This is a genomic window from Streptomyces sp. NPDC001941 (assembly GCF_040296945.1).
Lineage (GTDB): Bacteria > Actinomycetota > Actinomycetes > Streptomycetales > Streptomycetaceae > Streptomyces.
This window is the reverse complement of the sequence record NZ_JBEOYE010000033.1, coordinates 58,244-82,166: the sequence shown is the minus strand read 5'-3', so window position 1 is coordinate 82,166 and position 23,923 is coordinate 58,244. Positions and strand designations below refer to the sequence as shown.

Genomic DNA, 23,923 nt, shown 5'->3' with positions numbered 1-23,923 from the left:
CGCCCGGCGGCCCGGGGACCCCTGACCGGCCCCTGTGTCCCGGGGCCCGCGGGTTAGGGGGAGGACAGGGGTGTCCCCCGGGTTGGCGGGGGCGCGACGGTGGGTGTCGGGGACCGTGCGTCCACGCTCCCCCGGCCACGCTCCCTTGGTCCGTTCGCGATCGGCGAGGAGAACTCTCATGACGGGCACCACCGGCGGCGACCCCTGGTTCCGGAACTACCGCCCCGCACCCGACGCCCCCGCGCGCCTCGTCTGCCTGGCGCACGCCGGGGGTTCGGCGACCTTCTACCACCCCGTGGCCCAGGCGCTCGCCCCGGACGTCGAGGTGCTTGCCGTGCAGTACCCGGGCCGCCAGGAGCGGCGCCACGAGCCGGCCGCGGTCGACCTGGAGGTCCTCGCGGAGCGGATCGCGGAGGCCCTGGAGCCGCTGACCGACAAGCCGTACGCCCTCTTCGGGCACAGCATGGGCGCCATCGTGGGCTTCGAGGCCGCCCGGCGCCTGGAGGCCGCCGGCCGCGGGCCCGTCGAGCTGTTCGTCTCCGGGCGCCGTTCCCCGGCCCTCGACCGCGCGGGCGACACCTCGCAGCCGCGCACCGACGAGCAGGTCGTCGCCGAGATCCGGGCGCTCAACGGCACCGGCGACGGGCTCCTCGACGACGAGGAGATGCTGGAGATGATCCTGCCCGCGCTGCGCGCCGACTACGGGGCGGTGCGCCGCTACCAGTACCGGCCCGGCGCCCCGCTGCGGTGCCCGGTCACCGCGTTCACCGGCGACGCCGACCCCAAGGCCGCGGTGGCGGAGGTGGCGCGCTGGCGCGAGCTCACCGCGTCCCGTTTCGACCTGCGGGTGCTGCCCGGCGGCCACTTCTTCCTCGTCGACCGGGCGGCCGAGGTGCTCGGCACCGTCCGCGAGCGCCTCGCCAGGACCCCGGTGGCCGCGTCATGACCGTCCACACGCCGGCGTCCGGCGGTACGGGCGTCCTGGGCACCGGCTCCTACCTGCCCGAACGCGTCGTCACCAACGCGGTCGTCGGCGCCAGGGCCGGGGTGAGCGCCGAGTGGATCGAGCGCAAGACCGGGGTCGTGGAGCGGCGGTACGCGGCCGAGCACGAGGCCGCGTCCGACCTCGCCGTCGAGGCCGCCGTGCGCGCCCTCGCCGACGCGGGCGCCCACGCCCGCGACCTGGACTGGATCGTGGTGGCGACCTCCACGCCCGACCACCCGCAGCCCGCCACGGCCGCGCTGGTGCAGCACCGCATCGGCGCCCGGGGCGCGGCCGCGTTCGACGTGAACGCGGTCTGCGCGGGGTTCGTCGCGGCCCTGCACACCTGCTCGCGGCTGCTCGCGGGACCCGGTGCGGGCGGCGGGCTCGGCCTGGTCGTGGGCACCGAGGTGTACTCGCGGATCCTGGACCTGACCGACCGCAGGACCGCGCCGCTGTTCGGCGACGGCGCGGGCGCCGTGGTGATCGGCCCGGTGCGCGGGGACCGCGGCTTCATCGGCACCTCGCTGCGCACCGACGGGCACCTGAACGACCTGATCGGCGTCACCGCGGGCGGCAGCCGGATGCCCGCCTCCGAGAAGAGCGTGATCCGCGGCGACCACTTCTTCCGGATGCAGGGGCGCGGCGTGCGGGAGTACGTGGAGCGGGAGCTGCCGGTCGCGGTGGCCGCCTCGCTGGAGGAGTTCGGCGTGGCCGCGGCCGACGTGGCCCACTTCGTGCCGCACCAGGCCAACGGCGAGATGCTGCGGGCCGTGGCCGGGCAACTGGGCCTGGGCACCGCGCGGATCCACCTGCCGGTGGTGCGCCACGGCAACACCGGGGCCGCCTCGATCCCGCTGGCCCTGGACCACGCGCGCCGATCCGGGGTGCCGCTGGACGACGAGGTGGTGCTGCTCGCCGGGTTCGGCGGCGGCATGACGCTGGGGACGACGCTGCTGCGGTGGGGGCGCTGAGGAGGAGGGTCGGGGAGTCGGGAGCCGGGGGCCGTCGTACGGAACCTGAGGCTCAGGACGTCCGCGGCAGCCGTACCGTACGAGCCCTCAGGACGCACGCGTAGCCGTACGGGCGCTCAGGTCGTCTGCGGCAGCCGTGCCACCAGTGCGTCGAACCGGCGGATCAGCGCCTCCTGCTCGCGGTTGAGGTCCTCGATGCGCCGTTGCAGCCGGGCTATCTCCCCACCCAGCTCCAGCGCGTCGTCCAGCACCATCGGTCCTGAGCCCGCCGGGGCGGGGGAGGGGGCCGTCAGGTCCGGCGCGTGGTTGAGGATGGCCTCCATCCGGCCGCGCAGCGCCGGGCCCGGCTCGATGCCCAGCGCGTCCACCAGGCGGCGCCGGGCCCGTTCGTACACGCCGAGCGCCTCCGCCTGCCGGCCGCTGCGGTACAGGGCCACCATGAGCAGGTCGTAGAAGCGCTCGCGCAGCGGGTGGTCGGCGGTCAGCTTCTCCAGCTCGCCGGTGATCTCGCCGTGCTGGGCGCAGCGCAGGCTCGCGTCGTAGAGGGTCTCCAGGGCGGAGAGCCGGTTCTCCTCGAGGCGGTCGGCCTCGGCGGTGCAGATCGGGCCGTAGCGGCTGTCCTGGAGCGCGGGTCCGCGCCACAGCCCGAGGGCGCGGCGCAGCAGGTCGGTGGCGTACCCGGGGTCGGTGGCCGCCGCCGCGCGGCCCTGCGCGGAGAGCCGGTGGAAGGTGTCCACGTCGGTGCTGGCACGGCCCAGGCTGAGCAGGTAGCCGGTGGGCAGCGTGCTGATCCACTCGTGGGCGGGGTCGCCGGGGGACTCCGGCCCCGGCAGCAGCCTGCGCAGCCGGGCGACGTGCGCCTGCAGGGCGTTGGCCGAGTTGGCGGGCGGCGCGTCGCCCCACAGTTCCTCGGTGAGGCGGTCCACGGAGAGCAGTTCGCCCGCGTGGACCACGAACGCGGAGAGCAGGGCGCGCTGCTTGGAGCCGGGCGGGGCGATGCCCGTGCCGGTGCGCACGTCGTGCACCTCGACCGGCCCCAGGAGCCGGAACTCGGTGTTCGCGTCGGCCCGTGCCTCCGGCGGCGCGGCGCGGCCCAGGCCGAGGACCGTCATCGGGGCACCGCGCGGACGGCTCCGCCGAGGACCAGGGCGCAGTGCAGGTCGTCCGCGATCTGCTCGGTGAGCGCGGTGGGGTCCTGCTGGAAGTAGAAGTGGCCGCCGTCGAAGAGGTGCAGGCCCAGGAACCGGGTGGTCAGGTCCGACCACCCGGCGAGCCGGCCGGGCGGCGCGACCTCGTCGCGGGTGCCGCCGAACACCGACACCGGCACGGGCAGCGGGCCGCCCTGCCGGGTGGGCCGCCAGGTCTCCACCAGCCGCAGGTCGCCGCGGATGGCGGGCCCGAAGACCTCCCAGAGCTCGGGGTCGTCGAGGACGGCCGCGGGGGTGCCGCCCATGGCGGCCAGCTCGCGGCGCAGCCCGGCGTCGTCGAGCAGGTGGCGGGTGGTGCCGTCGCCCTCGGGGCGCGGGGTGCCGCGCGCCGACAGGCCGAGCCAGAGCGGTGGTGTGCGGCCCTCGGCGAGCAGCCTGCGGGTCAGCTCGTAGGCGACCAGGCCGCCCATGCTGTGCCCGAACAGGGCGTAGCGGCCGGTGAGTTCGGGGCCCAGGGTGCGCAGGAAGTGGTCGACCAGGGCGTGCGCCTCGGTGAGCGTCGGCTGGTCGCCGAGCAGTCCGTGGCCGGGGGCGTCCACCAGGCGCACGTCCCAGCCGGCCGGGAAGCGGGCGGGCCAGTCCCGGTAGAGCAGGTGGGACCCACCGGCGTGGTGGAACACGAACAGGCGCAGTTCCATGAGGCCTCCGTCGGCGGCAGGGGCGGCCGGGGCGACCGCGGGCAGGGCGAGGGTTTTCGGACGGTACCGGCCGGGCGGGGCGGTCGGTGGCGCGTGCGACCGGAGTTCCAGCTCCCGTACGCGCGTTCTCAAGTGACCGGCACAAGCGGTGAAAGGGCCTCCGTGGAAGGCCACTTGAACGCGGGTGGAGGTTTCGGGGGGCGCTGCGGGAACGGGGCTAGCGTGCTGGGCGCCGACGGCTTTGAGCCATCGAGGGAACTCGACCAGGTACGGGAGGAAACCGTGGAGATTCAGGTTCTGGGTCCGTTGAGCGCAGACGTCAACGGGGGTTCGATCGTTCCGACCGCGGGCAAGCCGAGGCAGATTCTCGCCCTGCTCGCCTTCTACCCGGGGCGGGTCATGCCCGTCCCCACACTCATGGAGGAGATCTGGGGCACCAACATGCCCCAGAGCGCCATGACGACGCTGCAGACGTACATCCTGCAGCTGCGCCGCCGCCTGGGCACGGCCATGGGGCCGGACGCCCCGGGCACGGCCAAGGACGTGCTCGCCACCCGGCACGGTGGTTACCTGCTGCAGATCCCGCCCGAGTGCGTGGACGTGCACCGCTACGAGCAGCTGGTGACGGCCGGGCAGGGCGCGTTCGAGGACGGTGACGACGACCGCGCCGCGGGCATGTTCCGCCAGGCGCTGGCGATGTGGCAGGGCTCCGCCCTGGTCGACGTACGGGTCGGGCCGATCCTCGAGATCGAGGTGATGCGCCTGGAGGAGAGCCGTCTGGTGACCGTCGAGCGGCGCATCGACGCCGATCTGCGGCTCGGCCGGCACACCGAACTCATCGCCGAGCTCACCGATCTGATAGCCCGTCACCCCCAGCACGAGGGCCTGCACTCGCAGGCGATGGTCGCGCTCTACCGTTCGGGCCGCCAGGCCACCGCACTCGACGTGTACCGCAAGCTCCGCATGCGCCTGATCGAGGACCTGGGCGTGGAGCCTTCGCCGCAGCTCCAGCGGCTGCACCAGGCGATGCTGACGGTCGACCCGGCCCTGGACGTGCTCAGCGGGCCGCGGCGCACCTCGACCTTCGACCTGTACGCGGCCTGAGCACGAGCGTCGTTCGAGGCGGCTCGACGAGCCTCGACGGACGAGACCGGGCGCGGCCCGGCCCACCCGGCAGGAGGGACGCCGCATGTCCGAGGAACGGCCCGTACGGCTGCACTGCTTCGCGCACGCCGGAGCGGGGGTGTCGGCCTACTTCGGCTGGCCGAACCACCTCGGGCCGGGCGTCGAGCAGTCGGCGCACCTGCTGCCGGGGCGCGAGGGCCGGCGCCGCGAACCGCGCCTGACCGACCGCCAGGGCCTGCTGGACGACCTGCTGCACAAGGTCGCCACGGGCCCCGGCGGCCCGCACGAGCCGTACGTGCTCTACGGGCACAGCCTGGGCGCGCTGGTCGCCTACACGCTCACCCGCGCCCTGCACGAGGCGGGCCTGCCGGGACCCGCGCTCCTCGCGCTGGGCGCCTCCCCGCCGCCGGACCGCAGCTCCTCGCTCTCCGACGCCTGTCGCGAGTCCGACGAGCTGCTGATGAGCCTGCTCGACGAGGCGGACGCGCTGCCCGAGGGGGCGGCCGTCGGAGGCTTCTGGCACCGGGCCGTGATGCCGGTGCTGCGCGACGACCTGATCCTCGCCGACGAACTGCGCAAGGCCGCCCGCGAGCCGCTGCAGGGCCCGCCCCTGGACGTGCCCGTGCTGCTCGTGGCGGGCCGGGACGACCCGCTCGCCCAGCTCGAGGCGATGGCGGGCTGGCGGTCCTGGACCACCGGCCCGGTCGTCGCCCGCACGGTGCCCGGCGACCACTTCTTCGTACGCGGACGTGAACTGCCCCGGCTGATCGGGCGCGCCTGTCGCGTCGTCGGCCGCCTCGCAGCGGACCGCGCCCCGGCCGCCGCGCGCGGCTGACCGAACCGCCAGCCAGGAGGACCGAGCGTGAGGGACAACCCATGAGACGCGTCGTCATCACCGGGATCGGAGTCGTCGCCCCGGGCGGCGTGGGCACCAAGGCCTTCTGGTCACTGCTCAGCGAGGGCCGCACCGCGACCCGCGGCATCACCCTCTTCGACGCCTCGACGTTCCGCTCGCGGATCGCCGCCGAGGCGGACTTCGACCCGGCCGAGCACGGCTTCAGCCCGCAGGAGGCCCACCGCCTCGACCGGGCCGCCCAGTTCGCCCTGGTCGCCGCGCGCGAGGCGGTCGCCGACAGCGGCGTCGGCACCGCCGCCGACCCGCTGCGCACCGGGGTCACCCTGGGCACCGCCGTCGGCTGCAGCACCGGCCTCGACGAGGTGTACGCGCACGTCAGCCGGGGCGGCAGCGAGTGGCTGCTCGACCACACCCGGGCCGACGCCCGGCTCGGCGACTACCTCGCCCCCAGCTCCATGGCCGCCGAGGTGGCCCGCGCGACCGGCGCCCAGGGCCCCGTCGCCGTGGTCTCCACCGGCTGCACCTCCGGCCTCGACTCGATCGGCCACGCCGTCGAGCTGATCCGCGAGGGCAGTACGGACGTCATGCTGGCGGGCGCCTCCGAGGCCCCGATCACCCCGATCACCCTGTCGTCCTTCGACGCGATCCGGGCCACCTCCGCGCGCAACGACGAGCCGGAGACCGCCTCGCGCCCCTTCGACCGCAGCCGCAACGGCTTCGTCCTGGGCGAGGGCAGCGCGGTCCTGGTCCTGGAGGAGTACGGCCACGCGCTGCGCCGGGGCGCCCACGTGTACGCCGAGATCGCCGGGTTCGCCTCGCGCTCCAACGCGTACCACATGACCGGACTGCGCCTGGACGGCCTGGAGATGGCCGAGGCCGTCCGGCTCGCCCTCGACGAGGCCCGGCTCGACGCCACGCACGTGGACTACGTCAACGCGCACGGCTCGGGCACCAAGCAGAACGACAAGCACGAGACCGCCGCGTTCAAGAAGAGCCTGGGCGCGCACGCCCACCGGGTGCCGGTCAGCTCCGTGAAGTCGATGATCGGGCACTCGCTCGGCGCCATCGGCTCCCTGGAGATCGCCGCCAGCGCGCTCGCCATCGAGCACGACCTGGTGCCGCCCACCGCCAACCTGCACGACCCCGACCCCGCCTGCGACCTCGACTACACGCCGCTGGTCGCCCGCGCGCAGCGCACCGAGACCGTCCTCAGCGTCGGCAGCGGCTTCGGCGGGTTCCAGAGCGCCATGGTGCTCACCACCCGACGCCTGGGGGAGGCCGCGTGACCGCCGCAGCAGAGGAGGCGGGCCTGCTCGCCGTCCGTACCGTGGACGCCGCCGTCACCGGCATCGGGATCGTCGCGCCCGGTGGCGTGGGCACCGAGGAGTGGTGGGCCGCCGCGCTGCGCGGCGAGAGCGCCATCGCGCCCGTCACCCGCTTCGACGCCTCCGGCTACCCCGCGAAGTTCGCGGGCGAGGTCACCGGCTTCGTCGACGAGGAGCACGTCTCCGGCAAGCTGATCCCGCAGACCGACCGCGTCACCCGGCTCGCGCTGGCCGCCGCCGCCGAGGCACTGGCCGACGCGGACCTCGACCCGGCCGCCCTGCCCGACTACGCCGTCGGCGTGGTCACCGCGAACGCGATCGGCGGCTTCGAGTTCGGCCAGCGCGAGCTGCAGGAGCTGTGGAGCAAGGACAGCAAGCACGTCAGCGCCTACCAGTCCTTCGCCTGGTTCTACGCCGCCAACTCCGGCCAGATATCCATCCGGCACGGACTGCGCGGCCCCAGCGGCGTCGTCGTCTCCGAGCAGGCCGGCGGCCTCGACGCGGTCGCCCAGGCCCGCCGCCAGCTCCGCAAGGGCGTGCGCGCCGTGGTCACCGGCGGCGCCGACGCCGCCGTGTGCCCCTGGGGCTGGACCGCCCAGCTCGCCGCGGGCGGCCTGAGCACCGCCGACGACCCGGCCCGCGCCTACCTGCCGTTCGACGCGGAGGCCTCGGGCCACGTCGTCGGCGAGGGCGGCGCCCTGTTCGTCCTGGAGGACGGCGACGCCGCCCGCGAGCGCCACGCCACCGTGTACGGCACCGTCGTCGGCTGCGCCGCCACCTTCGACCCGGCCCCCGGCGGCGGGCAGCCCCGGCTGCTGGACGCGGCGCGCCTGGCGCTCGCCGACGCCGGGGTGAACCCCGCTGACGTGGACGTGGTGTTCGCCGACGCGGCGGGGGAGCGGGCCGCCGACCGGGCCGAGGCCCGGGCCCTGGCCGAGCTCTTCGGGCCTTACGGGGTGCCCGTCACGGCCCCCAAGGCGATGACCGGACGCCTGGTCTCGGGCGGTTCCGCCCTGGACCTCGCCGCCGCCCTGCTCGCCCTGCGCGACCAGGTGGTGCCGCCCACCCCGGGCACCGCGCGCGCCGCCGACGACTGCCCGGTGGACCTGGTCACCGGGGCCCCGCGCGAGACCCGGCTGCGCACCGCCCTGGTGCTGGCCCGGGGACGGGGCGGCTTCAACGCCGCCACCGTCGTGCGCGCCGCCGCACGCTGAGCCCCGGCCCGCCCCGGCACCCGCCGCGGCGTCCCCGGGGCGGAGACCGACGTACGCACTCACGAGAGGCATCACCGTGGACCGCCTGGAACTCAGCCACCTCGCCACCCTGCTGCGCGACGCCGCGGGCGAGGGCGAAGGACTGCCGCTGGACGAGAGCAACCTGGACGAGTCGTTCTTCGAGCTGGGCTACGACTCGCTGGCGCTGCTCCAGACCATCGGCGTCATCGAGCGCGACTTCGAGGTCACGCTCGACGAGGAGGCGCTGGACGAGGCGGACACCCCGCGCCTGATCATGGACCTGGTCAACGCGGCGCTGTCCGCGCGGGCCGCGGCCTGAGGGGTGGCGCGATGACCCGGAGAGCCGTACCCGCCATGGGTTCCGCGGGCGAACTGCGGGCCGACGTCTGCGTCGTGGGAGCCGGGCCCGCCGGGCTCGCCCTGACCCTGATGCTGCTGCGCTCGGGCCTGCGGGTGGCCCTGCTGGAGCGCTCCACCGCGCTGCGCCGCGACTTCCACGGGGAGATCCTGCAGCCCGGCGGGCAGCGGATCCTGGACCAGCTGGGCGTGCTCGACGCCGCCCGCGCCCGCGGCGCGTGCGCCCTCGACGGCTTCCAGGTGCTCCAGGACGAGCGGCTGCTGCTCGACGTGGACTACCGCCGCCTGGACGCCCCGTACGACAACCTGCTCGCGCTGCCCCAGGTGCACCTGCTCGCCGAGCTCACCGAGGCCTGCCGGGCGCTGCCGGGCTTCCTCCACCTCGAAGGGCACCGGGTCAAGGGCCTGGTGGAGGAGGACGGGCGGATCGCGGGCGTGACCGCCGCGGGGCCCGGCGGCCGGCCGGTGACCGTGCGCGCCGCCGTGGTCGCCGGCGCCGACGGGCGCTTCTCGCGCACCCGGACGCTGGCCGGCATCGACTCCGGGCGCACCGAGGCGTTCGACCAGGACGTGGTCTGGTTCTCGCTGCCCGCCCCCGGCCGTGCCACCGGGTACGTGCGCGTCCACCGCGTCGAGGGCGGCGCCCTGCTGGTGCACGACGCCCACCCGGAGCGGCTGCGCATCGGCTGGACGCTGCCGCACCGCACCTGGAACAAGGCCGCGGCCCGCGGCATCGACCCGATCCGCCGCGAACTGGCCGAGGCGCTGCCGCACTTCGCCGACCTGCTGCACGAGCACCTGCGCAGCCTGTCCGACCTGACGCTGCTCGACGTGTTCGCCGCGCAGGCCCGCACCTGGACCCGCGACGGCTTCGTGCTGGTCGGCGACAGCGCCCACACCCACGGCCCGATCGGCGCCCAGGGCATCAACCTCGCCCTGCAGGACGCCGCCGCCGCGCACCCGGTCCTGCTCGACGCGGTGCGCGAGGGCGACCCGAGCCGGGAGCGGCTGAGCGCGTACGAGGAACGGCGCAGGCCCGCGGCCGCGGCCGTCCACCGCATGCAGCGCGTCCAGGCCAAGGCCCTGCTCGGCCGGGGCGGACCGGTCACCACCCGGCTGCGCTCGCGCGCGGCGGCGGTCGTCGGGCGCACCGCGATCGGCGGGAAGATCACCCGCAGGATCGCGTACGGGACGGACCCGGTCCAGGTGCGGACGGACCTGTTCACGGCGGCGCCGCCCGCCGCGCCGGAGCCGTCGCCCACCGCCCTGGACCTGCCCGAGACCCCCGCCACCACCAGGAGCTGACCCCGTGCCACCCAGCCGTACGACCGGCGCCCCCGTGCGCGCCACCGAGGTCGCCGACGGCGTCTTCGCCTACGTCCAGCCCGACGGCGGCTGGTGCCTGAACAACGCCGGGATCCTCGTCGGCGGGGGCGCGAGCGCCCTCGTCGACACCGTCGCCACCGCCGCCCGGGCCCGCGCGCTGCGCGCCGAGGCGCTGCGCCTGGCGCCGGGCCCGCCGCGCACCGTGGTCAACACCCACTTCCACGGCGACCACACCTTCGGCAACTTCCTCTTCCCCGAGGCCGTCGTCATCGGCCACGAGCACGCGCGGGAGGACGCCGAGCGGGCCGGGCTGCACATGGCCGGGCTCTGGCCCGACGTGGAGTGGGGCGAGCTGACCCTGGTCACGCCCGCCCTCACCTACCGCACCCGGATGACCCTGCACCTGGGCCCGCTGCGGGCCGAACTGCTGCACGTGGGGCCCGCGCACACCACCGGCGACACGGTCGTGCACCTGCCCGAGCGGGGCGTGGTGTTCACCGGCGACCTCGTCATGGCCGGCGCCACCCCGTTCTGCCCGATGGGCTCGGTCTCCGGCTCCCTGGCCGCGCTGGACCGGCTGCGGGCGCTGGGCGCCACGACGGTCGTCCCCGGGCACGGCCCGGTCGGCGGCCCCGAGCTGTACGACCTCAACGAGGCCTACCTGCGCCGCCTCCAGGACCTCGCCCGCGAGGGCGTCGCGGCGGGCCTCACCCCGCTGGAGGTCGCCCGCGAGTCGGGCCCCGGCCCGTTCGCCGACCTGCTCGACGCCGAGCGCCTGGTCCCCAACCTGCACCGGGCGTACGCGGAGGAGCGAGGCGCGGAGCCGGGCGTGCCGCTGGACGTCCCGGCGCTGTTCGCGGAGATGACCGAGCACCACGGCGGGCTCCCGGCCTGCCACGCCTGACGCTCCGCCCCTCGGGGGGCGTCCTGCCGACCAGGCCCGGCTCGCGGCCGGACCGGCAGGACGCCCCCCGAGGCGTGTCACCGGCCTCCCGGAGGCGGTGCCCCTAGAACGACAGGTGGTCCGGCGTCACGCGCCGTTCCCTGGTCAGCAGGGCGCCCGTCGCGTCGCGCTCCAGGACGTCCTCCACCACGCTGCTCGGGGCCGTCACCGGCGCCGGGTCCCAGGGGCGGGTGACCAGGACCATCGAGTAGAAGTGGGTGCGCAGCAGCCCGTCGGCGCCCGGACGGACCTCCAGCATGTTGAACCAGTGGCGGCGGCGCACCGGGTCCGTGCCGAACTTGCGGGCGTGGGCGGCGCGCAGGGCCGCGGCGATCTCCGCGCGGCCGCGGGCGGCCGGGGCCGTGGGGGTGGGGGAGAAGACGCCGTCCTCGGTGAACGTGGCGGCGAACTCCTCCGCGTCCAGGGCGTCGAGCAGCCGCACCTGGCGGGCGTAGAAGTTCTGCACCTGGGCGTAGACGGCCGCCAGGTCGGCGGGGGCGTGGGGCTCGGTCGCGTACGTCGTCATGGGGATTCCTCGGGGTTCCGTCGGCTCAGGCCAGGTCGTCGCGGGTGACGAGGCGGTAGCGGGTGCGCCACTTGCCGCGCGAGCGCACCAGCACGTCCTCCATCACGCAGAAGCGGTGCACCCGGGCGTCGCCGCCGCGCGGCGTCAGGTAGACCAGCGCGTAGCAGCGGGTGTGCAGGGTGCCGTCGGGCTGCGGGTCCAGGTCGAGCATGCCGATCCAGTGCCGCAGCTGCTCGCCGCTGCGCGCCTGCTGGTGCTTGTTGCGCCGCACGTTGGCGGCCAGGCCCGCGCGCCCGCGCACCGGCTCGTCCAGGGTCGGCACGCTGAAGACCGCGTCCTCGGTGAACGTGCCGGCCCAGCGCTCGGCGTCGTGCTGGTCGAACAGCTGCATCTGGTGCGCGTAGTACTGCTGGACCTCTCCGTAGAGCGTGCCGAACTCCACTGGCGCAGGCGCGAGTTCGGGGCGGGTGAGCGTTTCGGAGGTCATGCGTGCACCCCTTCTTCCGTCGTCGTTCTTCCGTTGTCGGTCGTGTCGACTTCTTCCGTCGTACGACGACACTCTCCGCACTCCAGATCGAGCACTCTTCGAAGATTCCTCAAGCGCGCCCGCCGAACGTGAGAGCACGAACAGCGCACGAACACGAACAGAGCACGAACAGCGGATGCCAGTGCCAGCGGAGGAGAACGAGCCGTGCCGAACTTCACGTACCCGGACCTCCCGCTGGACGGACTGCTGCGCGCGGCGGCCGTCCGCGACCCGGACGGCATCGCCGTCCAGAGCGGCGGCACCGCGCTCACCTTCGCCGAGCTGGACGCCCGGGCCGACCAGGTGGCCGCCTACGTGCGGGCCGAGTGCGCCCCGGGAGCCCGGGTCGGCGTCGCCAACGTGCTCGACCCGGTGTTCGCCGCCACCTACTACGGGACGCTCCGGGCCGGCGCGACCGTGGTCCTGGTCAACCCGCTGATCAGCGAGGACGGGCTGCGGCACGTCATCACGCAGGGCGCGGTGGAGCTGGCCCTGGTGCCCGGCGCCACCGCCGAGCTGCTCACCAAGCTGCGCGGCGCGCTGCCCCGGCTGCGGGTCGTCGTGGCCACCGACGCGGCCGACGGGGTCGCCCCGGGCGACGCGGTGCCGCTGTCCGGGGTGCTGGAGGAGGAGCGCGACGACCGGGGCGCCCGGGTCGTCGACCCCGGCGCGGTGGCCTGCGTGCAGTTCACCACCGGCACCACCGGACGGCCCAAGGGCGTGCTCCTGACCCACCGCAACCTGGTCGCCAACGCCCGCCAGACCGCCCTCGCCCACCGGGTGGACGCCTCCTCGGTCACCCTCAACCACCTGCCGCTGTTCCACACCATGCACCTCAACTCGGCGATCTACGCCGGGGCGCGGCAGGTGCTGTGCCCCGACCCCGACCCGGTCGCCTCCCTCGCCCTGGCCGCCGAGCGCGGCGCCACCCACTACTACGGGCTGCCCGCCCGGCTGCACCGGCTGGCCGCCGACCCGCGGCTGGCCGGGGCCGGGCCGCTCACCGGCCCGCTGACGGCCGTGCTCTCCGGCGGCTCCGGGCTGCGGCCCGACGCCGCCCGCACCCTGGCCGACGCGCTCGGCGTCCCCGTCATCCAGGGCTACGGCATGGCCGAGCTGTCCCCGCTGACGCACTGCCAGCGTCCGGACCGGCACCGCCCCGGCTCCGTCGGCCGCCCGGTCCCCGGGACCGAGTGCCGCCTGGTCGCGATCGGCACCGGCACCCCGGTGCCCGTCTGGTCCACCGGCGAGGTGCAGGTGCGCGGCCCGCAGCTGATGGCCGGCTACCTCGGGGAGCGACAGCCCTCGCGCGTCGACGCCGACGGCTGGTTCTCCACCGGCGACGTCGGCTACCTCGACGACGACGGGGATCTGCGGCTGGTGGACCGGCTCGCCGACGTCTTCAAGTACGACAACGAGATCGTCTCGCCCAGCCAGGTCGAGCGGATCCTCGCCGAGGACCCCCGGGTGGCCGACTGCATCGTCGTCGACTGGCCCGACCCCGAGCACGGCGGCCTGGTCTGGGCCGGGATCGTGCTCGCCGAGGGCGCCTCCGCCGACCCGTACGGCATCGCCGACCTCAGCCCCGCCGGCACCGGCGTCCTCGACGTCCTGGACTCCATCACCACGCGCGCCAACGAGCGGCTCGCCCACTTCGAGCTGATCCGGCTCGCCGAGGCGCTCGACGAGGTGCCGCGCACCCCCAGCGGAAAGCCCGAACGGCGCTCCCTGCGCACCCAGTTGCGCGAACGCGCCGCCGTCTGACCCCACACCGATCCCGTTCCCGCACCGACCCTGGAGCAGACCATGGTGACCTTCGTCAACAAGCTGACCGTCCACGGCGACCTCGACGAGTTCCTGGCCGTCAAGCAGCGCCTCACCTCCTTCATGGCCGCCCAGCCCGGCTACGTCAGCCACCAGACCCTGCGCCACGCCGGGGCCCCGAACGTCTTCCTGGAGCTGGCCGTGTGGCAGGACGCCGCCGCCCACCAGCAGGCCGTGCGCAGCCCGGAGTTCCAGTCCATCGTCAAGGGCCTCGGCCCGCTGGCCACCCCCGACCCGGGCCTGTACGAGACCGTCGAAGAGCCCGCCGTCGCCGGGGCCGCCGCGTGATACCCGCCGGCCAGCCGCAGGTCCTCGTCGCCGGGGCCGGACCGGTCGGGCTCACCGCCGCCCACGAGCTGGCCCGCCGGGGCCTGCGCGTGCGCCTGGTCGACGCGGCCTCCGGGCCCGCGCGCACCAGCCGGGCCGTGGCCACCCACCCGCGCACCCTGGAGACGTACGACCAGATGGGCGTCGTCTCCGAGATCATCGCCCGGGGCCGCAAGAACCGGGCCTTCACCATGTACGCCGAGGGCCGCCGCCTGGTCCGGCTCGACGCGGACTACTCGACGATGCCGACCGCGTACCCGTACACCCTGGTCATCGGCCAGACCGAGACCGAGACCGTGCTGCGCGCCGCCGTGGCCCGGCTCGGCGTCGAGGTCGAGTGGGGCGTGAGGCTCACCGGCTTCACCCAGGACCTGCACGGCGTGCGGGCCGAACTGGCGCACCCCGACGGCACGGTGGAGCAGGTCGACGCGGACTGGCTGGTCGGCTGCGACGGCGGCCACAGCACCGTGCGCAAGCAGCTCGGGCTGAAGCTCGCCGGCGAGAGCGCCGACACCTGGATGCTCGCCGACGCGCCGGTCTCCACCGACCTGCCGCCCGACACCATCTACTGGACCCACACCGGCGGACAGGCGCTGATGATGGTGCCCTACGCCCGCGAGGGCCACTGGCGCCTGCTGGACACCGCGCCCGCGTCCCGCGAGGACGACCCGCGCCCCGCCGAGGAGCGGCTGACCGCCAAGCTCTCCAAGGGCCTGGGGCGCCCGGTGGTCGTCGGCGAGACCGAGTGGACGTCCGTCTTCACCTTCCAGCAGCGCATGGTGGAGCGCATGCAGGACGGCCGCGTCTTCGTCGCGGGCGACGCCGCGCACGTGCACAGCCCCGCCTCCGGGCAGGGCATGAACACCGGCATCCAGGAGGCGTACAACCTGGCCTGGAAGCTCGCCGCGGTCGAGGAGGGCCACGCGGGCGCCGGGCTCCTGGAGACCTACAGCGAGGAGCGCGTGCCCATCGGCAAGGCGCTGCTCGGCTCCACCCGCACCGCCACCTTCCTGGTGCAGCTGAAGAACCTGGTGGCGTCGCTGGCGCTGCCGGTGGTCTTCACCGTCGTGCGCAACGTGCCGCCGCTGCGCCGCGCCATCCAGCGCAAGGTCCTGGGCGGCATGTCCGGGCTGCGCATCGGCTACGACGAGTCGCCGCTGACCACCACCGGCGTCTTCGACTACGTCTCCGGGGCCGGGCCGGTCGTCGTGGCGGGCCCCGAGCCCACCCCGGCCCCGTACCCCGGCCAGCGGGCCACCGCCGCGCCGGTGCACGACAGCGACAGCCCCGGCAGCCGCGCCTACGCCGCCGAACTGCGCGACCCGCGCTGGACGCTGCTGCTCGCCGCCGGCGGCAAGGGCCCCGGCGACGTGCCGGTCGGCGTGGCCTTCACCGCCGCCGCCCAGTACGGCGAGTGGCTGTCCGTGCGCACCGTCGGCGGCTCGGGCCCCGACGGCCCGGCGCCCCTGGACGACCCGGGCCACACCCTGCGCCGGGGGCTGAACCTGCTGCCCGGCGGCTGGCTCCTGGTGCGTCCCGACGGGTACGTCGCCGCGCGCGGCTCCGTACTCAGCCGCGGCGCGCTGGCCGGGGCGTTCGCCCCGCTGGACCTCGCCGACCGGATCGCCGACGAGGCGCCGCACGAGCCGGGCCTCGCCCTGCCGCCCACGTCCTCCCCCCGCCTGAAGGAGCACTGACCGTGTCCCAGAACCACCCCGTCGCCCTGGTCACCGGAGCCACCAGCGGCATCGGTCTGGAGGTCGCCCGGCAGCTCGCGCGCAGCGGCCACCGCGTCTTCCTGTGCGCCCGTACCGCCCTCGACGTCAAGCAGACCGTCGCCGACCTGCGCGAGGAGGGCCTGGAGGTGGACGGCCAGGCGGCCGACGTGCGCTCGCCCGAGGCGGTGGCCGAGCTGGTCGCGGCCGTCGTGGAGGCGTACGGACCGATCAGCGTGCTGGTGAACAACGCCGGGCGCAGCGGGGGCGGCGTGACCGCCGACATCGCCGACGACCTCTGGTACGACGTCATCGACACCAACCTCAACAGCGTGTTCCTGGTGACCCGGGAGGCGCTGAAGAACGGCGGCCTGGCCGACGCCGCGCACGGCCGCATCATCAACATCGCCTCCACGGCGGGCAAGCAGGGCGTCCTGCTGGGCGCCCCGTACAGCGCCTCCAAGCATGGCGTGGTCGGCTTCACCAAGGCGCTGGGCCGCGAGCTGGCGCCCACCGGCGTGACCGTCAACGCGGTCTGCCCGGGCTACGTGGAGACCCCGATGGCCGAGCGCGTGCGCAAGGGCTACGCGGCGGCCTGGGACACCAGCGAGGAGTTCGTCCAGGAGCAGTTCGAGGCGAAGATCCCGCTCGGCCGCTACTCCACACCCGAGGAGGTCGCCGGGCTCGTTGGCTACCTGGCCTCCGAGCCCGCCGCCTCCATCACCGCGCAGGCCCTCAACGTCTGCGGCGGCCTGGGCAACTTCTGACCGGGTCCCGTCCCGGTCCGACCGGGCCCGGTCGTCCCGTTCCGACCGGTCCCGCCCCGCCCCGCCAACCGCCGGCGAGCCGCCCGGCGGTCCCCCGTCCCAAGAATGAAGAGGTGTTCGTGGTGTCCAGTGAGCGTGTGCACCGCACGTCGCACTCGGTGGAGGTGGACGCCCCCGCCGGGGTGGTCTACGGACTGCTCTCGGACGCGGTCCAGTGGCCGTTGTTCTTCCCGCCCAACGTGCACGTGGAGCGGCTGGAGTTCGACGGCACCCGGGAACGGCTGCGCATGTGGGCGACGGCCAACGGCGAGGTCCGCTCCTGGACCTCCGAACGGGTGCAGGACTCCGCCGCACGGACCATCACGTTCCGCCAGAGCCACCCGATGGCCCCGCTGGAGACGATGAACGGCACCTGGGTCGTCGAGGAGCGGCCGGGCGGCACCACCGCCCTGACGCTGCTGCACGACTTCACCGTCGGCGGCGACCGCGCCGAGGACGTCGCCTGGGTCGAGCGCGCCACGGACACCAACTCCACCGCCGAACTGGCCAACCTCAAGCGCCTGGCCGAACGCTGGACCAGGCTGGACGAGCTGGTCCTGGTCTTCGAGGACGCGGTCCGGGTCAACGGCCCGGCCGAGCTGGTCTACGACTTCCTGTACCGGGTGGGGGACTGGCCCGAACTGCTGCCGCACGTCTCCCGCATGGAGCTGACCGAGGACACCCCCGGGGTCCAGGTGATGGCGATGGACACCGTCACCGCCGACGGCAGCTCGCACACCACCGAGTCGGTGCGGGTCTGCTTCCCGCACGCCGGGCGGATCGTCTACAAGCAGACGACGACGCCCGCGCTGATGGAGGCACACACCGGCGAGTGGTCGGTGCTGCCCGACGAGACCGGCGTGACGGTCGTCTCCCAGCACAGCGTCGTGCTGCGCGAGGAGGCGGTCGAGAAGGTCCTCGGCCCGGGCACCGACCTGGCCGGGGCGCGCCGTTACGTACGCGAGGCCCTCGGGCGCAACTCGACGGCCACGCTGCGGCTCGCCAAGCGCCACGCGGAGAGCGCCGTCACCGTCCTCTGAGGGCTTCCCCGGAGTCCTCCGGGGGCCGTTTCCCGAGTCCCTTGGATCCTGCGGGGCCGTCTCGCACACCCTCCGGGCCGTTCCTCCAGCCCTCCGGGGGCCGTTCCCCGAGCCCCCCGCACCCCCTTCCGTACCTTCCGCACCACCCCGACGCGACCGGTCGCACAAGCGTCCACCGCAGCTCATGCCCCGCTCTAGCCGCCCGCACCAGCCTGGGCGACGGAAGACATCCTCGGAGGGGCACGGGGCAGCAGTGGGCGCTCGACCCTTTCCGTCCGGTCGACACCACGAGGAGAGGCATGAGCCCCAACAGCACGAAGGCCGAGGCGGCCGGCGCGGCGCCCGTACAGTGGCACCTCGCCCTGGTCAGCGGTTCCAGCGACAGCTCGCTCGACGCCGGACTCGCCGGCCTCAAGGCCCGGTTCGCCACCGCGGGCGGCGCCGAGGACGTGCCGGTGCGCATCCGCACCGTCGGCACCGACGGCGGCCACCGCGGCGCGGTCCTGGCCGGCGACGGCGGGGCCACCGAGCTCGGCGCCAAGCGGCCCGCCCAGGGCACCGCCCCGGTCGCCTTCATGTTCCCCGGCCTGGGCGACCACTACCTGGACATGGGCCGCGACCTCTACCGCGACTTCCCGGTCTTCCGCGCGGCCCTCGACGAGTGCGCCGAGGCGCTCGCCCCCGAACTGGGCCTGGACATCCGCGAGGTCGTCTTCCCCGACCCGGCGCCCGGCGCCGCGTCCGCCCCCGCCCCGGCCGTCGACCTGCGCCGCATGCTCGGCCGCGACAACGGCCCGCAGAGCGAGGACGAACGCCGCCTCAACGCCACGCGCCTGGCCCAGCCCGCGCTGTTCGTCATCGAGTACGCGCTGGCCCGGCTCTGGGAGTCCTGGGGCGCCAGGCCCTCCGTCATGATCGGCTACAGCCTCGGCGAGTACGTCGCGGCGACCCTGGCCGGAGTCCTCTCGCTGCGCGACGCGCTGACCCTGGTGGCCCGCCGCGCCGCGCTCATCGACGCGCTGCCGCAGGGCGCCATGCTCGCGGTGATGCTCCCCGAGGAGCGGGTCCGCCCGCTGCTCGGCGAGCGGGTGTCGCTCTCGGCGGTCAACGGCCCGGAGTTCTGCGTCGTCGCCGGACCCGTCTCCGCCGTCGAGGAGCTCCAGGCGAGCCTGGGCGAGCAGGGCGTGGTCAGCCGCCGGGTGCAGTCCACGCACGCCTTCCACTCCTCGATGATGGAGTCCATCACCGGGCAGGTCACCGCGATCGCGCGGACCCTGACGCTGAACGCGCCGCGGATCCCGTACGTCTCCAACGTCACCGGCCGCCTGATCACCGACGCCGAGGCCACCGACCCCGGCTACTGGGCCCGCCACCTGGTCAGCACCGTCCGCTTCGCCGACGGCCTGGCCGCGCTCGCGGACACCCCGCTGCTCCTGGAGGCCGGACCCGGCCAGACCTTGAGCAGCATGGCCACCGTCGCCCGCGCCGAGCAGGCCGGCACCATCGTCGCCTCCATGCGCCACCCGCTGGAGCGCCAGTCCGACTCGGCCGTCGCGCTGAAGGCGCTGGGCCGGCTGTGGCTGGCCGGGGCCGACATCGACTGGACCGGCTTCCCGGCCTCCGAGCTGGAGACCGTCGCCGACGGCGCGGCCAACGCGGCGCGCACCGCCGACGAGGAGCGCGAGGCGTCCGCGACCGAGCGCGAGCTGGGCGCCCTGTGGGCCAAGCTGCTGAAGAACGAGGCGCTGCCGCACGACGTGAGCTTCTTCGAGCTGGGCGGCAACTCGCTGCTCGCCACCCGGCTGATCCTGCGCGTCAAGCGGGCCTTCGGGGTCGAGCTGACGCTGCGCCAGGTGTACGAGTGGCCGACGCTGGCCCGCCTCGCGGGCGCCGTGGACGTGCTGAAGGCCGGCGGCGAGCTGGTGGCCGAGGACGCCTCCTCGTACACCGGGAACTCGCTGGCCACGATCACGCTGCCCAACGGGCTGGTCGTGCACCACCAGAACGAGGCGGAGACCCTCCACTTCTACGAGGACATCTTCGACCACCGCACCTACGCCAAGAACGGCATCTCGCTCGCCGACGGCGCCACCGTCGTCGACGTCGGCGGCAACATCGGCCTGTTCACGCTCTTCGCCCACTACGAGGCCAAGGACGTGAAGGTGTACACCTTCGAGCCCGCGCCGCCGATGTTCGAGCTGCTCTCGCAGAACGTCGCCGAGCACGGCGTGAACGCCACCCTGTTCAACATCGGCGTCTCCGACGCGGAGACCACCGCCGACTTCACCTTCTACCCGCGCAGCACCGGCATGTCGTCCTTCCACCCGGACGAGGCCGAGGAGAAGCACAACCTGCGCACCATCATCGCCAACCAGCAGAAGACGGCCGGCGACGCGGAGGTGGCCGAGCTGGTCGCCGACGAGGAGCTGATCGACGTCCGCTTCGAGGCGGTCGAGTTCACCGCGACGCTGCGCCCGCTCAGCGCCGTCATCCGCGAGCAGGGCATCGAGCGCATCGACCTCATCAAGATCGACGTGCAGAAGAGCGAGCGACAGGTCATCGACGGCATCGCCGACGAGGACTGGCCGAAGATCCAGCAGATGGTCCTGGAGGTCCACGACGCCGACGGCGAGGTCGCCCGGCTCGTGGAGCTGCTGCGCGGCCACGGCTTCACCGCCTCGGCCGAGCAGGACGAGCTGTACGTCGGCACCGACATCCACAACATCTACGCCGTCCGCGGCGCACGCTAACGGAGTCGTACCAGACATGGAATTCACGACCGTAGGAGTCGTCGGCGCGGGCGTCATGGGCGTCGGTGTCGCACAGAACCTCGCCCAGACCGGCCACCACGTCGTCCTCGTGGACGTCTCCGACGACGTCCTGGAGAACGCCAAGCGGGAGCTGCGCACCAGCCTGCGCGCCTACGCCCTGTTCAACAAGGGCTCCGGCGTGGACCCGGCGGCGGTCTTCGAGAAGATCGAGTTCACCACCGACTACGAGCTGCTCGCCAAGTCCGACTTCCTGGTGGAGAACGTCACCGAGGACTGGGGCATCAAGCAGAAGGTGTACGAGAAGATCGACCGGATCGTCCGCCCCGAGGTCGTCTTCGCGGTGAACACCTCGGCGATCTCCATCACCCGGGTCGGCGGGATCACCTCGCGCCCCGAGCGGGTCATCGGCATGCACTTCATGAACCCGGTGCCGATGAAGCCCATGGTCGAGGTCATCCGCGGCTGGCACACCACCGAGGAGACCATCGAGACCGCCCGCGGCTTCCTGTCCGGCATGGGCAAGGACTGCATCGTCGTCCAGGACGTGCCGGGCTTCGTGTCCAACCGCGTGCTGATGCTCACCATCAACGAGGCGGCCTTCCTGGTCCAGGACGGGGTGGCCCCGGCCGCCGACGTCGACCGGATCTTCAAGACCTGCTTCGACCACAAGATGGGGCCGCTGGAGACCGCCGACCTGATCGGGCTCGACACGATCCTGAAGTCCGTCGAGGTGCTCCAGGAGAGCTTCAACGACGACAAGTACCGGCCCGCCCCGCTGCTCAAGAAGATGGTCGCCGCCGGCCTGCTGGGCCGCAAGAGCGGCGAGGGGTTCCACAAGTACCGCTGAGCACCGCCCGCGTACTGCCGAGCACCGCCGAGTACCGCCGACCGGACGCCCCCGGCGCCGCACCCATGACCAGACAGGACGGACAGCAGACATGAGCACGGACAACAAGGCGCGGATCGCGGACTACCTCTCGCGGTTCTTCCCCGTACAGGACCTCAAGGACGAGGACGACATCTTCGAGCTGGGCTTCGTCAGCTCCATGTTCGCCATGCAGCTCGTCTCCTTCGTCGAGCACGAGTTCGGCATCACCATCGAGAACGAGGACCTGGAGCTGGAGCACTTCCGGTCCATCAGCGCCCTCGACGCGTTCGTCAGCCGCAAGCTGTCGGCGCCGGTCCCGCACTGACGGCCCGGACGGACACGACGACGATGACCGGAGCGCTCACCGCGGAACAGGCCCAGGCCCTCAAGGAGTTCCGGGCCTTCGCCGACGACCGCGTCGCCCCGCACGCCGACACCTGGCACCACGAGCAGCGCACCCCGCCGGAGGTGATCCGGCTGCTCGCGGACGAGGGCCTGCTCGGCCTGCCGGTCGCCCGCGAGTACGGCGGCGGGGGCTGCGACGCGGTCACCCTCGGCCTGCTCGCCGGGGAACTCGGCCGGGCCTGCTCGTCCCTGCGCAGCCTGCTCACCGTCCACACGATGGTGGCGCACGCGATCGCCCGCTGGGGCAGCCGCTCCCAGAAGGAGCACTGGCTGCCCCGGCTGGCCGCGGGACGGATCGTGGGCGCGCTCGCGGTGTCGGAGCCGGGGGCCGGCTCCGACGCCTCCGGCGTCACCACCCGCCTGGAGCGCGACGGCGACGACTGGATCGTCGACGGCCACAAGAAGTGGACGACGTACGGCGAGAGCGCCGACCTGTTCCTCGTCGTCGGCCGCTCCGCGGAGGGCCCCACCGCCCTCCTGGTGGAGCGCGACACCCCCGGCCTGCGCACCGAGCTGATCGAGGGCATGATCGGCATCCGCGCCTCGATGACCGCGAACGTGTACCTGGAGGGCTGCCGGGTCCCGGGCGGCAACGTCCTGGCCCGCCCCGGCCTCGGGGTCTCCCACGTGGTCGGCGCCGCGCTCGACCTGGGCCGCTACACCGTCGGCTGGGGCAGCGTCGGCATCCTGGACGCCTGCCTGGCGGCCAGCACCGACTACGCGTCCGGCCGGGAGCAGTTCGGCTCGCTCATCAAGGACCACCAGCTGGTCCGCCGCATGATCAGCAACATGTACACGGACGCCCGCGCGGCCCGGCTGCTCTGCCTGGAGGCCGGGCGGCTGCGCGACGAGCGCGACCCCGGCGCCCTGGCCGCCACGTCCACCGCCAAGTACTTCGCGGCCACCGCCGCCGGCCGCGCCGCCCTGGACGCCGTGCAGATCCACGGCGCCAACGGCTGCGGCCCCGACTACCCCGTCCAGCGCTACCTCGGCGACTCCCGCGTCATGGAGGTCATCGAGGGCAGCGCACAGCTCCACCAAGTGGGCCTTGCCGAGTACGCGTTCCAGGAACGCGCGCTGAGGAGTGTGAGATGACGACCGCCGTCAAGACCGTCAAGTGCGTGGTGTGGGACCTCGACAACACCGTCTGGGACGGCGTGCTCCTGGAGGACGGTGAGGTCACGCTGCGCCCCGGCGTCGTGGACGTCATCCGGACCCTGGACGAGCGCGGCATCCTGCACTCGATCGCCAGCCGCAACGACCACGAGGCCGCCCTGGCCAAGCTGGAGGAGTTCGGCATCGCCGAGTACTTCCTCTACCCGCAGATCAACTGGGGCAACAAGTCCGACTCGGTGAAGGCCGTCGCCGAGGCCATCAACATCGGCGTCGACACCCTGGCCTTCGTCGACGACCAGCCCTTCGAGCGCGACGAGGTCTCCTTCGCGCACGAGCAGGTGCTGTGCATCGACGCGCTGGACGCCGAGGGCATCCCGGAGCTGCCCGAGATGCGGCCCCGCTTCGTCACCGCCGACTCCCGCGAGCGCCGCCACCTCTACCGCGCCGACGCCCAGCGCAAGCTCGCCGAGGACGACCACCAGGGCACCGACGAGGAGTTCCTCGCCTCGCTCGGCATGCGCTTCACCATCGCGCCCGCCCAGGAGCGCGACCTGCAGCGCGCCGAGGAGCTCACGGTGCGCACCAACCAGCTCAACGCCACCGGCTACACCTACTCCTACGAGGAGCTGGACGCCTTCCGCCGCTCGCCCGGCCACGACCTGCTGGTCGCGGGCCTGGAGGACCGGTACGGCACGTACGGCAAGATCGGCCTCGCGCTCGTCGAGCGCGGCGACGACGCCTGGACCGTCAAGCTGCTCCTGATGTCCTGCCGCGTGATGTCCCGCGGCGTCGGCTCGGTGCTGCTCGGCCACCTGATCCGCAGCGCCCACGAGGCCGGGGTGAAGCTGCGCGCCGAGTTCGTGCCCACCAGCCGCAACCGGACCATGTACGTCACCTACAAGTTCTCCGGCTTCACCGAGGTCGCCACGCACGACGGCGTCTCGGTCCTGGAGCACGACGGCGCCCGCGTCCCGGGCTTCCCGTCCTACATGGACGTCACGGTCGAGCACTGACCCACCCCGTACCACCA

The 23,923-nt window shown here is 74.0% G+C and carries 23 protein-coding genes; 19 read left to right on the top strand and 4 right to left on the bottom strand.

The features are described from left to right. Positions 1 to 178 precede the first annotated feature (178 nt). Positions 179 to 946 carry a thioesterase II family protein gene (locus ABT160_RS22440; RefSeq protein WP_351649504.1) on the top strand — a complete coding sequence of 256 codons (768 nt, stop codon included), beginning with the start codon at positions 179 to 181 and terminating at the stop codon, positions 944 to 946. Beyond that, on the top strand, positions 943 to 1,956 hold the full coding sequence (locus ABT160_RS22435) for a 3-oxoacyl-ACP synthase III family protein (RefSeq protein WP_351649503.1): 1,014 nt from the start codon (positions 943 to 945) through the stop codon (positions 1,954 to 1,956). The genes ABT160_RS22440 and ABT160_RS22435 overlap by 4 nt, the downstream gene beginning before the upstream one ends. Before the next feature lie 116 nt (positions 1,957 to 2,072). Here the strand turns inward: ABT160_RS22435 and ABT160_RS22430 are convergent, their stop codons facing one another. Together ABT160_RS22430 and ABT160_RS22425 are read right to left on the bottom strand one after the other, a co-directional pair. Next, on the bottom strand, positions 2,073 to 3,068 hold the full coding sequence (locus tag ABT160_RS22430; protein ID WP_351649502.1) for an AfsR/SARP family transcriptional regulator: 996 nt from the start codon (positions 3,066 to 3,068) through the stop codon (positions 2,073 to 2,075). After that, positions 3,065 to 3,802, bottom strand: a complete 738-nt coding sequence (locus ABT160_RS22425; RefSeq protein ID WP_351649501.1) for a thioesterase II family protein — start codon at positions 3,800 to 3,802, stop codon at positions 3,065 to 3,067. Before ABT160_RS22425 ends, ABT160_RS22430 begins: the two co-directional genes overlap by 4 nt. Before the next feature lie 282 nt (positions 3,803 to 4,084). Between ABT160_RS22425 and ABT160_RS22420 the strand changes: the two genes are divergently transcribed. The 7 genes from ABT160_RS22420 (at position 4,085) to ABT160_RS22390 (ending at position 10,930) form a co-directional block, all read left to right on the top strand. Beyond that, positions 4,085 to 4,906, top strand: a complete 822-nt coding sequence (locus ABT160_RS22420) for an AfsR/SARP family transcriptional regulator (RefSeq protein WP_351649500.1) — start codon at positions 4,085 to 4,087, stop codon at positions 4,904 to 4,906. An 85-nt stretch (positions 4,907 to 4,991) separates the two neighbouring features. Then, positions 4,992 to 5,762 carry a thioesterase II family protein gene (locus ABT160_RS22415; RefSeq protein WP_351649499.1) on the top strand — a complete coding sequence of 257 codons (771 nt, stop codon included), beginning with the start codon at positions 4,992 to 4,994 and terminating at the stop codon, positions 5,760 to 5,762. Positions 5,763 to 5,803: 41 nt separating this feature from the next. Then, the gene (locus ABT160_RS22410; protein WP_351649498.1) at positions 5,804 to 7,069 is read left to right on the top strand and encodes a beta-ketoacyl-[acyl-carrier-protein] synthase family protein; all 1,266 of its coding nucleotides are present in this window, start codon (positions 5,804 to 5,806) and stop codon (positions 7,067 to 7,069) included. Beyond that, positions 7,066 to 8,322 (top strand): beta-ketoacyl synthase N-terminal-like domain-containing protein, encoded by a 1,257-nt coding sequence (locus ABT160_RS22405; RefSeq protein ID WP_351649497.1) that lies wholly within the window; start codon positions 7,066 to 7,068, stop codon positions 8,320 to 8,322. The genes ABT160_RS22410 and ABT160_RS22405 overlap by 4 nt, the downstream gene beginning before the upstream one ends. A gap of 76 nt (positions 8,323 to 8,398) precedes the next feature. Then, positions 8,399 to 8,662 (top strand): acyl carrier protein, encoded by a 264-nt coding sequence (locus tag ABT160_RS22400; RefSeq protein WP_351649496.1) that lies wholly within the window; start codon positions 8,399 to 8,401, stop codon positions 8,660 to 8,662. An 11-nt stretch (positions 8,663 to 8,673) separates the two neighbouring features. After that, positions 8,674 to 10,005 carry an FAD-dependent monooxygenase gene (locus ABT160_RS22395; protein WP_351649495.1) on the top strand — a complete coding sequence of 444 codons (1,332 nt, stop codon included), beginning with the start codon at positions 8,674 to 8,676 and terminating at the stop codon, positions 10,003 to 10,005. A gap of 4 nt (positions 10,006 to 10,009) precedes the next feature. Further along, positions 10,010 to 10,930 (top strand): MBL fold metallo-hydrolase, encoded by a 921-nt coding sequence (locus ABT160_RS22390; protein ID WP_351649494.1) that lies wholly within the window; start codon positions 10,010 to 10,012, stop codon positions 10,928 to 10,930. A gap of 103 nt (positions 10,931 to 11,033) precedes the next feature. Here the strand turns inward: ABT160_RS22390 and ABT160_RS22385 are convergent, their stop codons facing one another. Then, positions 11,034 to 11,495 (bottom strand): nuclear transport factor 2 family protein, encoded by a 462-nt coding sequence (locus tag ABT160_RS22385; RefSeq protein ID WP_351649493.1) that lies wholly within the window; start codon positions 11,493 to 11,495, stop codon positions 11,034 to 11,036. Positions 11,496 to 11,520: 25 nt separating this feature from the next. Further along, on the bottom strand, positions 11,521 to 11,982 hold the full coding sequence (locus ABT160_RS22380; RefSeq protein WP_351649492.1) for a nuclear transport factor 2 family protein: 462 nt from the start codon (positions 11,980 to 11,982) through the stop codon (positions 11,521 to 11,523). 204 nt (positions 11,983 to 12,186) lie between these two features. Between ABT160_RS22380 and ABT160_RS22375 the strand changes: the two genes are divergently transcribed. From ABT160_RS22375 to ABT160_RS22330, 10 genes are all read left to right on the top strand, one after another. Beyond that, positions 12,187 to 13,785: a class I adenylate-forming enzyme family protein gene (locus ABT160_RS22375; RefSeq protein WP_351649491.1), complete on the top strand. Its 1,599-nt coding sequence runs from the start codon at positions 12,187 to 12,189 to the stop codon at positions 13,783 to 13,785. A 42-nt stretch (positions 13,786 to 13,827) separates the two neighbouring features. Beyond that, a complete protein-coding gene (locus tag ABT160_RS22370; protein WP_351649490.1) occupies positions 13,828 to 14,133 on the top strand; it encodes an antibiotic biosynthesis monooxygenase family protein in 306 nt (101 codons plus the stop codon). After that, positions 14,130 to 15,869 carry an FAD-dependent oxidoreductase gene (locus ABT160_RS22365; protein ID WP_351649489.1) on the top strand — a complete coding sequence of 580 codons (1,740 nt, stop codon included), beginning with the start codon at positions 14,130 to 14,132 and terminating at the stop codon, positions 15,867 to 15,869. Before ABT160_RS22370 ends, ABT160_RS22365 begins: the two co-directional genes overlap by 4 nt. Positions 15,870 to 15,871: 2 nt before the next feature. Further along, the gene (gene fabG / locus ABT160_RS22360) at positions 15,872 to 16,654 is read left to right on the top strand and encodes a 3-oxoacyl-ACP reductase FabG (protein WP_351649488.1); all 783 of its coding nucleotides are present in this window, start codon (positions 15,872 to 15,874) and stop codon (positions 16,652 to 16,654) included. A 122-nt stretch (positions 16,655 to 16,776) separates the two neighbouring features. Further along, positions 16,777 to 17,733 carry an aromatase/cyclase gene (locus ABT160_RS22355; RefSeq protein WP_351649487.1) on the top strand — a complete coding sequence of 319 codons (957 nt, stop codon included), beginning with the start codon at positions 16,777 to 16,779 and terminating at the stop codon, positions 17,731 to 17,733. Positions 17,734 to 18,032: 299 nt separating this feature from the next. Beyond that, entirely contained in the window at positions 18,033 to 20,483 is a 2,451-nt protein-coding gene (locus tag ABT160_RS22350) for an FkbM family methyltransferase (RefSeq protein WP_351649486.1), read from the top strand. Positions 20,484 to 20,499: 16 nt separating this feature from the next. Next, a complete protein-coding gene (locus ABT160_RS22345; protein WP_351649485.1) occupies positions 20,500 to 21,351 on the top strand; it encodes a 3-hydroxyacyl-CoA dehydrogenase family protein in 852 nt (283 codons plus the stop codon). Between the two features lie 91 nt (positions 21,352 to 21,442). Next, on the top strand, positions 21,443 to 21,697 hold the full coding sequence (locus ABT160_RS22340; protein ID WP_351649484.1) for an acyl carrier protein: 255 nt from the start codon (positions 21,443 to 21,445) through the stop codon (positions 21,695 to 21,697). Between the two features lie 23 nt (positions 21,698 to 21,720). After that, on the top strand, positions 21,721 to 22,872 hold the full coding sequence (locus ABT160_RS22335) for an acyl-CoA dehydrogenase family protein (protein WP_351649483.1): 1,152 nt from the start codon (positions 21,721 to 21,723) through the stop codon (positions 22,870 to 22,872). Continuing rightward, the gene (locus ABT160_RS22330) at positions 22,869 to 23,906 is read left to right on the top strand and encodes an HAD-IIIC family phosphatase (RefSeq protein WP_351649482.1); all 1,038 of its coding nucleotides are present in this window, start codon (positions 22,869 to 22,871) and stop codon (positions 23,904 to 23,906) included. Before ABT160_RS22335 ends, ABT160_RS22330 begins: the two co-directional genes overlap by 4 nt. Positions 23,907 to 23,923 lie beyond the last annotated feature (17 nt).

Bases quoted from the DNA above. Each gene is read 5' to 3' on its own strand.
- ABT160_RS22425 (WP_351649501.1), bottom strand. From the start codon at position 3,802: ATGGAACTGCGCCTGTTCGTGTTCCACCACGCCGGTGGGTCCCACCTG.
- ABT160_RS22415 (WP_351649499.1), top strand. From the start codon at position 4,992: ATGTCCGAGGAACGGCCCGTACGGCTGCACTGCTTCGCGCACGCCGGA.
- ABT160_RS22345 (WP_351649485.1), top strand. From the start codon at position 20,500: ATGGAATTCACGACCGTAGGAGTCGTCGGCGCGGGCGTCATGGGCGTC.
- ABT160_RS22335 (WP_351649483.1), top strand. From the start codon at position 21,721: ATGACCGGAGCGCTCACCGCGGAACAGGCCCAGGCCCTCAAGGAGTTC.
- ABT160_RS22350 (WP_351649486.1), top strand. From the start codon at position 18,033: ATGAGCCCCAACAGCACGAAGGCCGAGGCGGCCGGCGCGGCGCCCGTA.
- ABT160_RS22430 (WP_351649502.1), bottom strand. From the start codon at position 3,068: ATGACGGTCCTCGGCCTGGGCCGCGCCGCGCCGCCGGAGGCACGGGCC.
- ABT160_RS22440 (WP_351649504.1), top strand. From the start codon at position 179: ATGACGGGCACCACCGGCGGCGACCCCTGGTTCCGGAACTACCGCCCC.
- ABT160_RS22385 (WP_351649493.1), bottom strand. From the start codon at position 11,495: ATGACGACGTACGCGACCGAGCCCCACGCCCCCGCCGACCTGGCGGCC.
- ABT160_RS22370 (WP_351649490.1), top strand. From the start codon at position 13,828: ATGGTGACCTTCGTCAACAAGCTGACCGTCCACGGCGACCTCGACGAG.
- ABT160_RS22410 (WP_351649498.1), top strand. From the start codon at position 5,804: ATGAGACGCGTCGTCATCACCGGGATCGGAGTCGTCGCCCCGGGCGGC.
- ABT160_RS22340 (WP_351649484.1), top strand. From the start codon at position 21,443: ATGAGCACGGACAACAAGGCGCGGATCGCGGACTACCTCTCGCGGTTC.
- ABT160_RS22380 (WP_351649492.1), bottom strand. From the start codon at position 11,982: ATGACCTCCGAAACGCTCACCCGCCCCGAACTCGCGCCTGCGCCAGTG.
- ABT160_RS22435 (WP_351649503.1), top strand. From the start codon at position 943: ATGACCGTCCACACGCCGGCGTCCGGCGGTACGGGCGTCCTGGGCACC.
- ABT160_RS22395 (WP_351649495.1), top strand. From the start codon at position 8,674: ATGACCCGGAGAGCCGTACCCGCCATGGGTTCCGCGGGCGAACTGCGG.
- ABT160_RS22330 (WP_351649482.1), top strand. From the start codon at position 22,869: ATGACGACCGCCGTCAAGACCGTCAAGTGCGTGGTGTGGGACCTCGAC.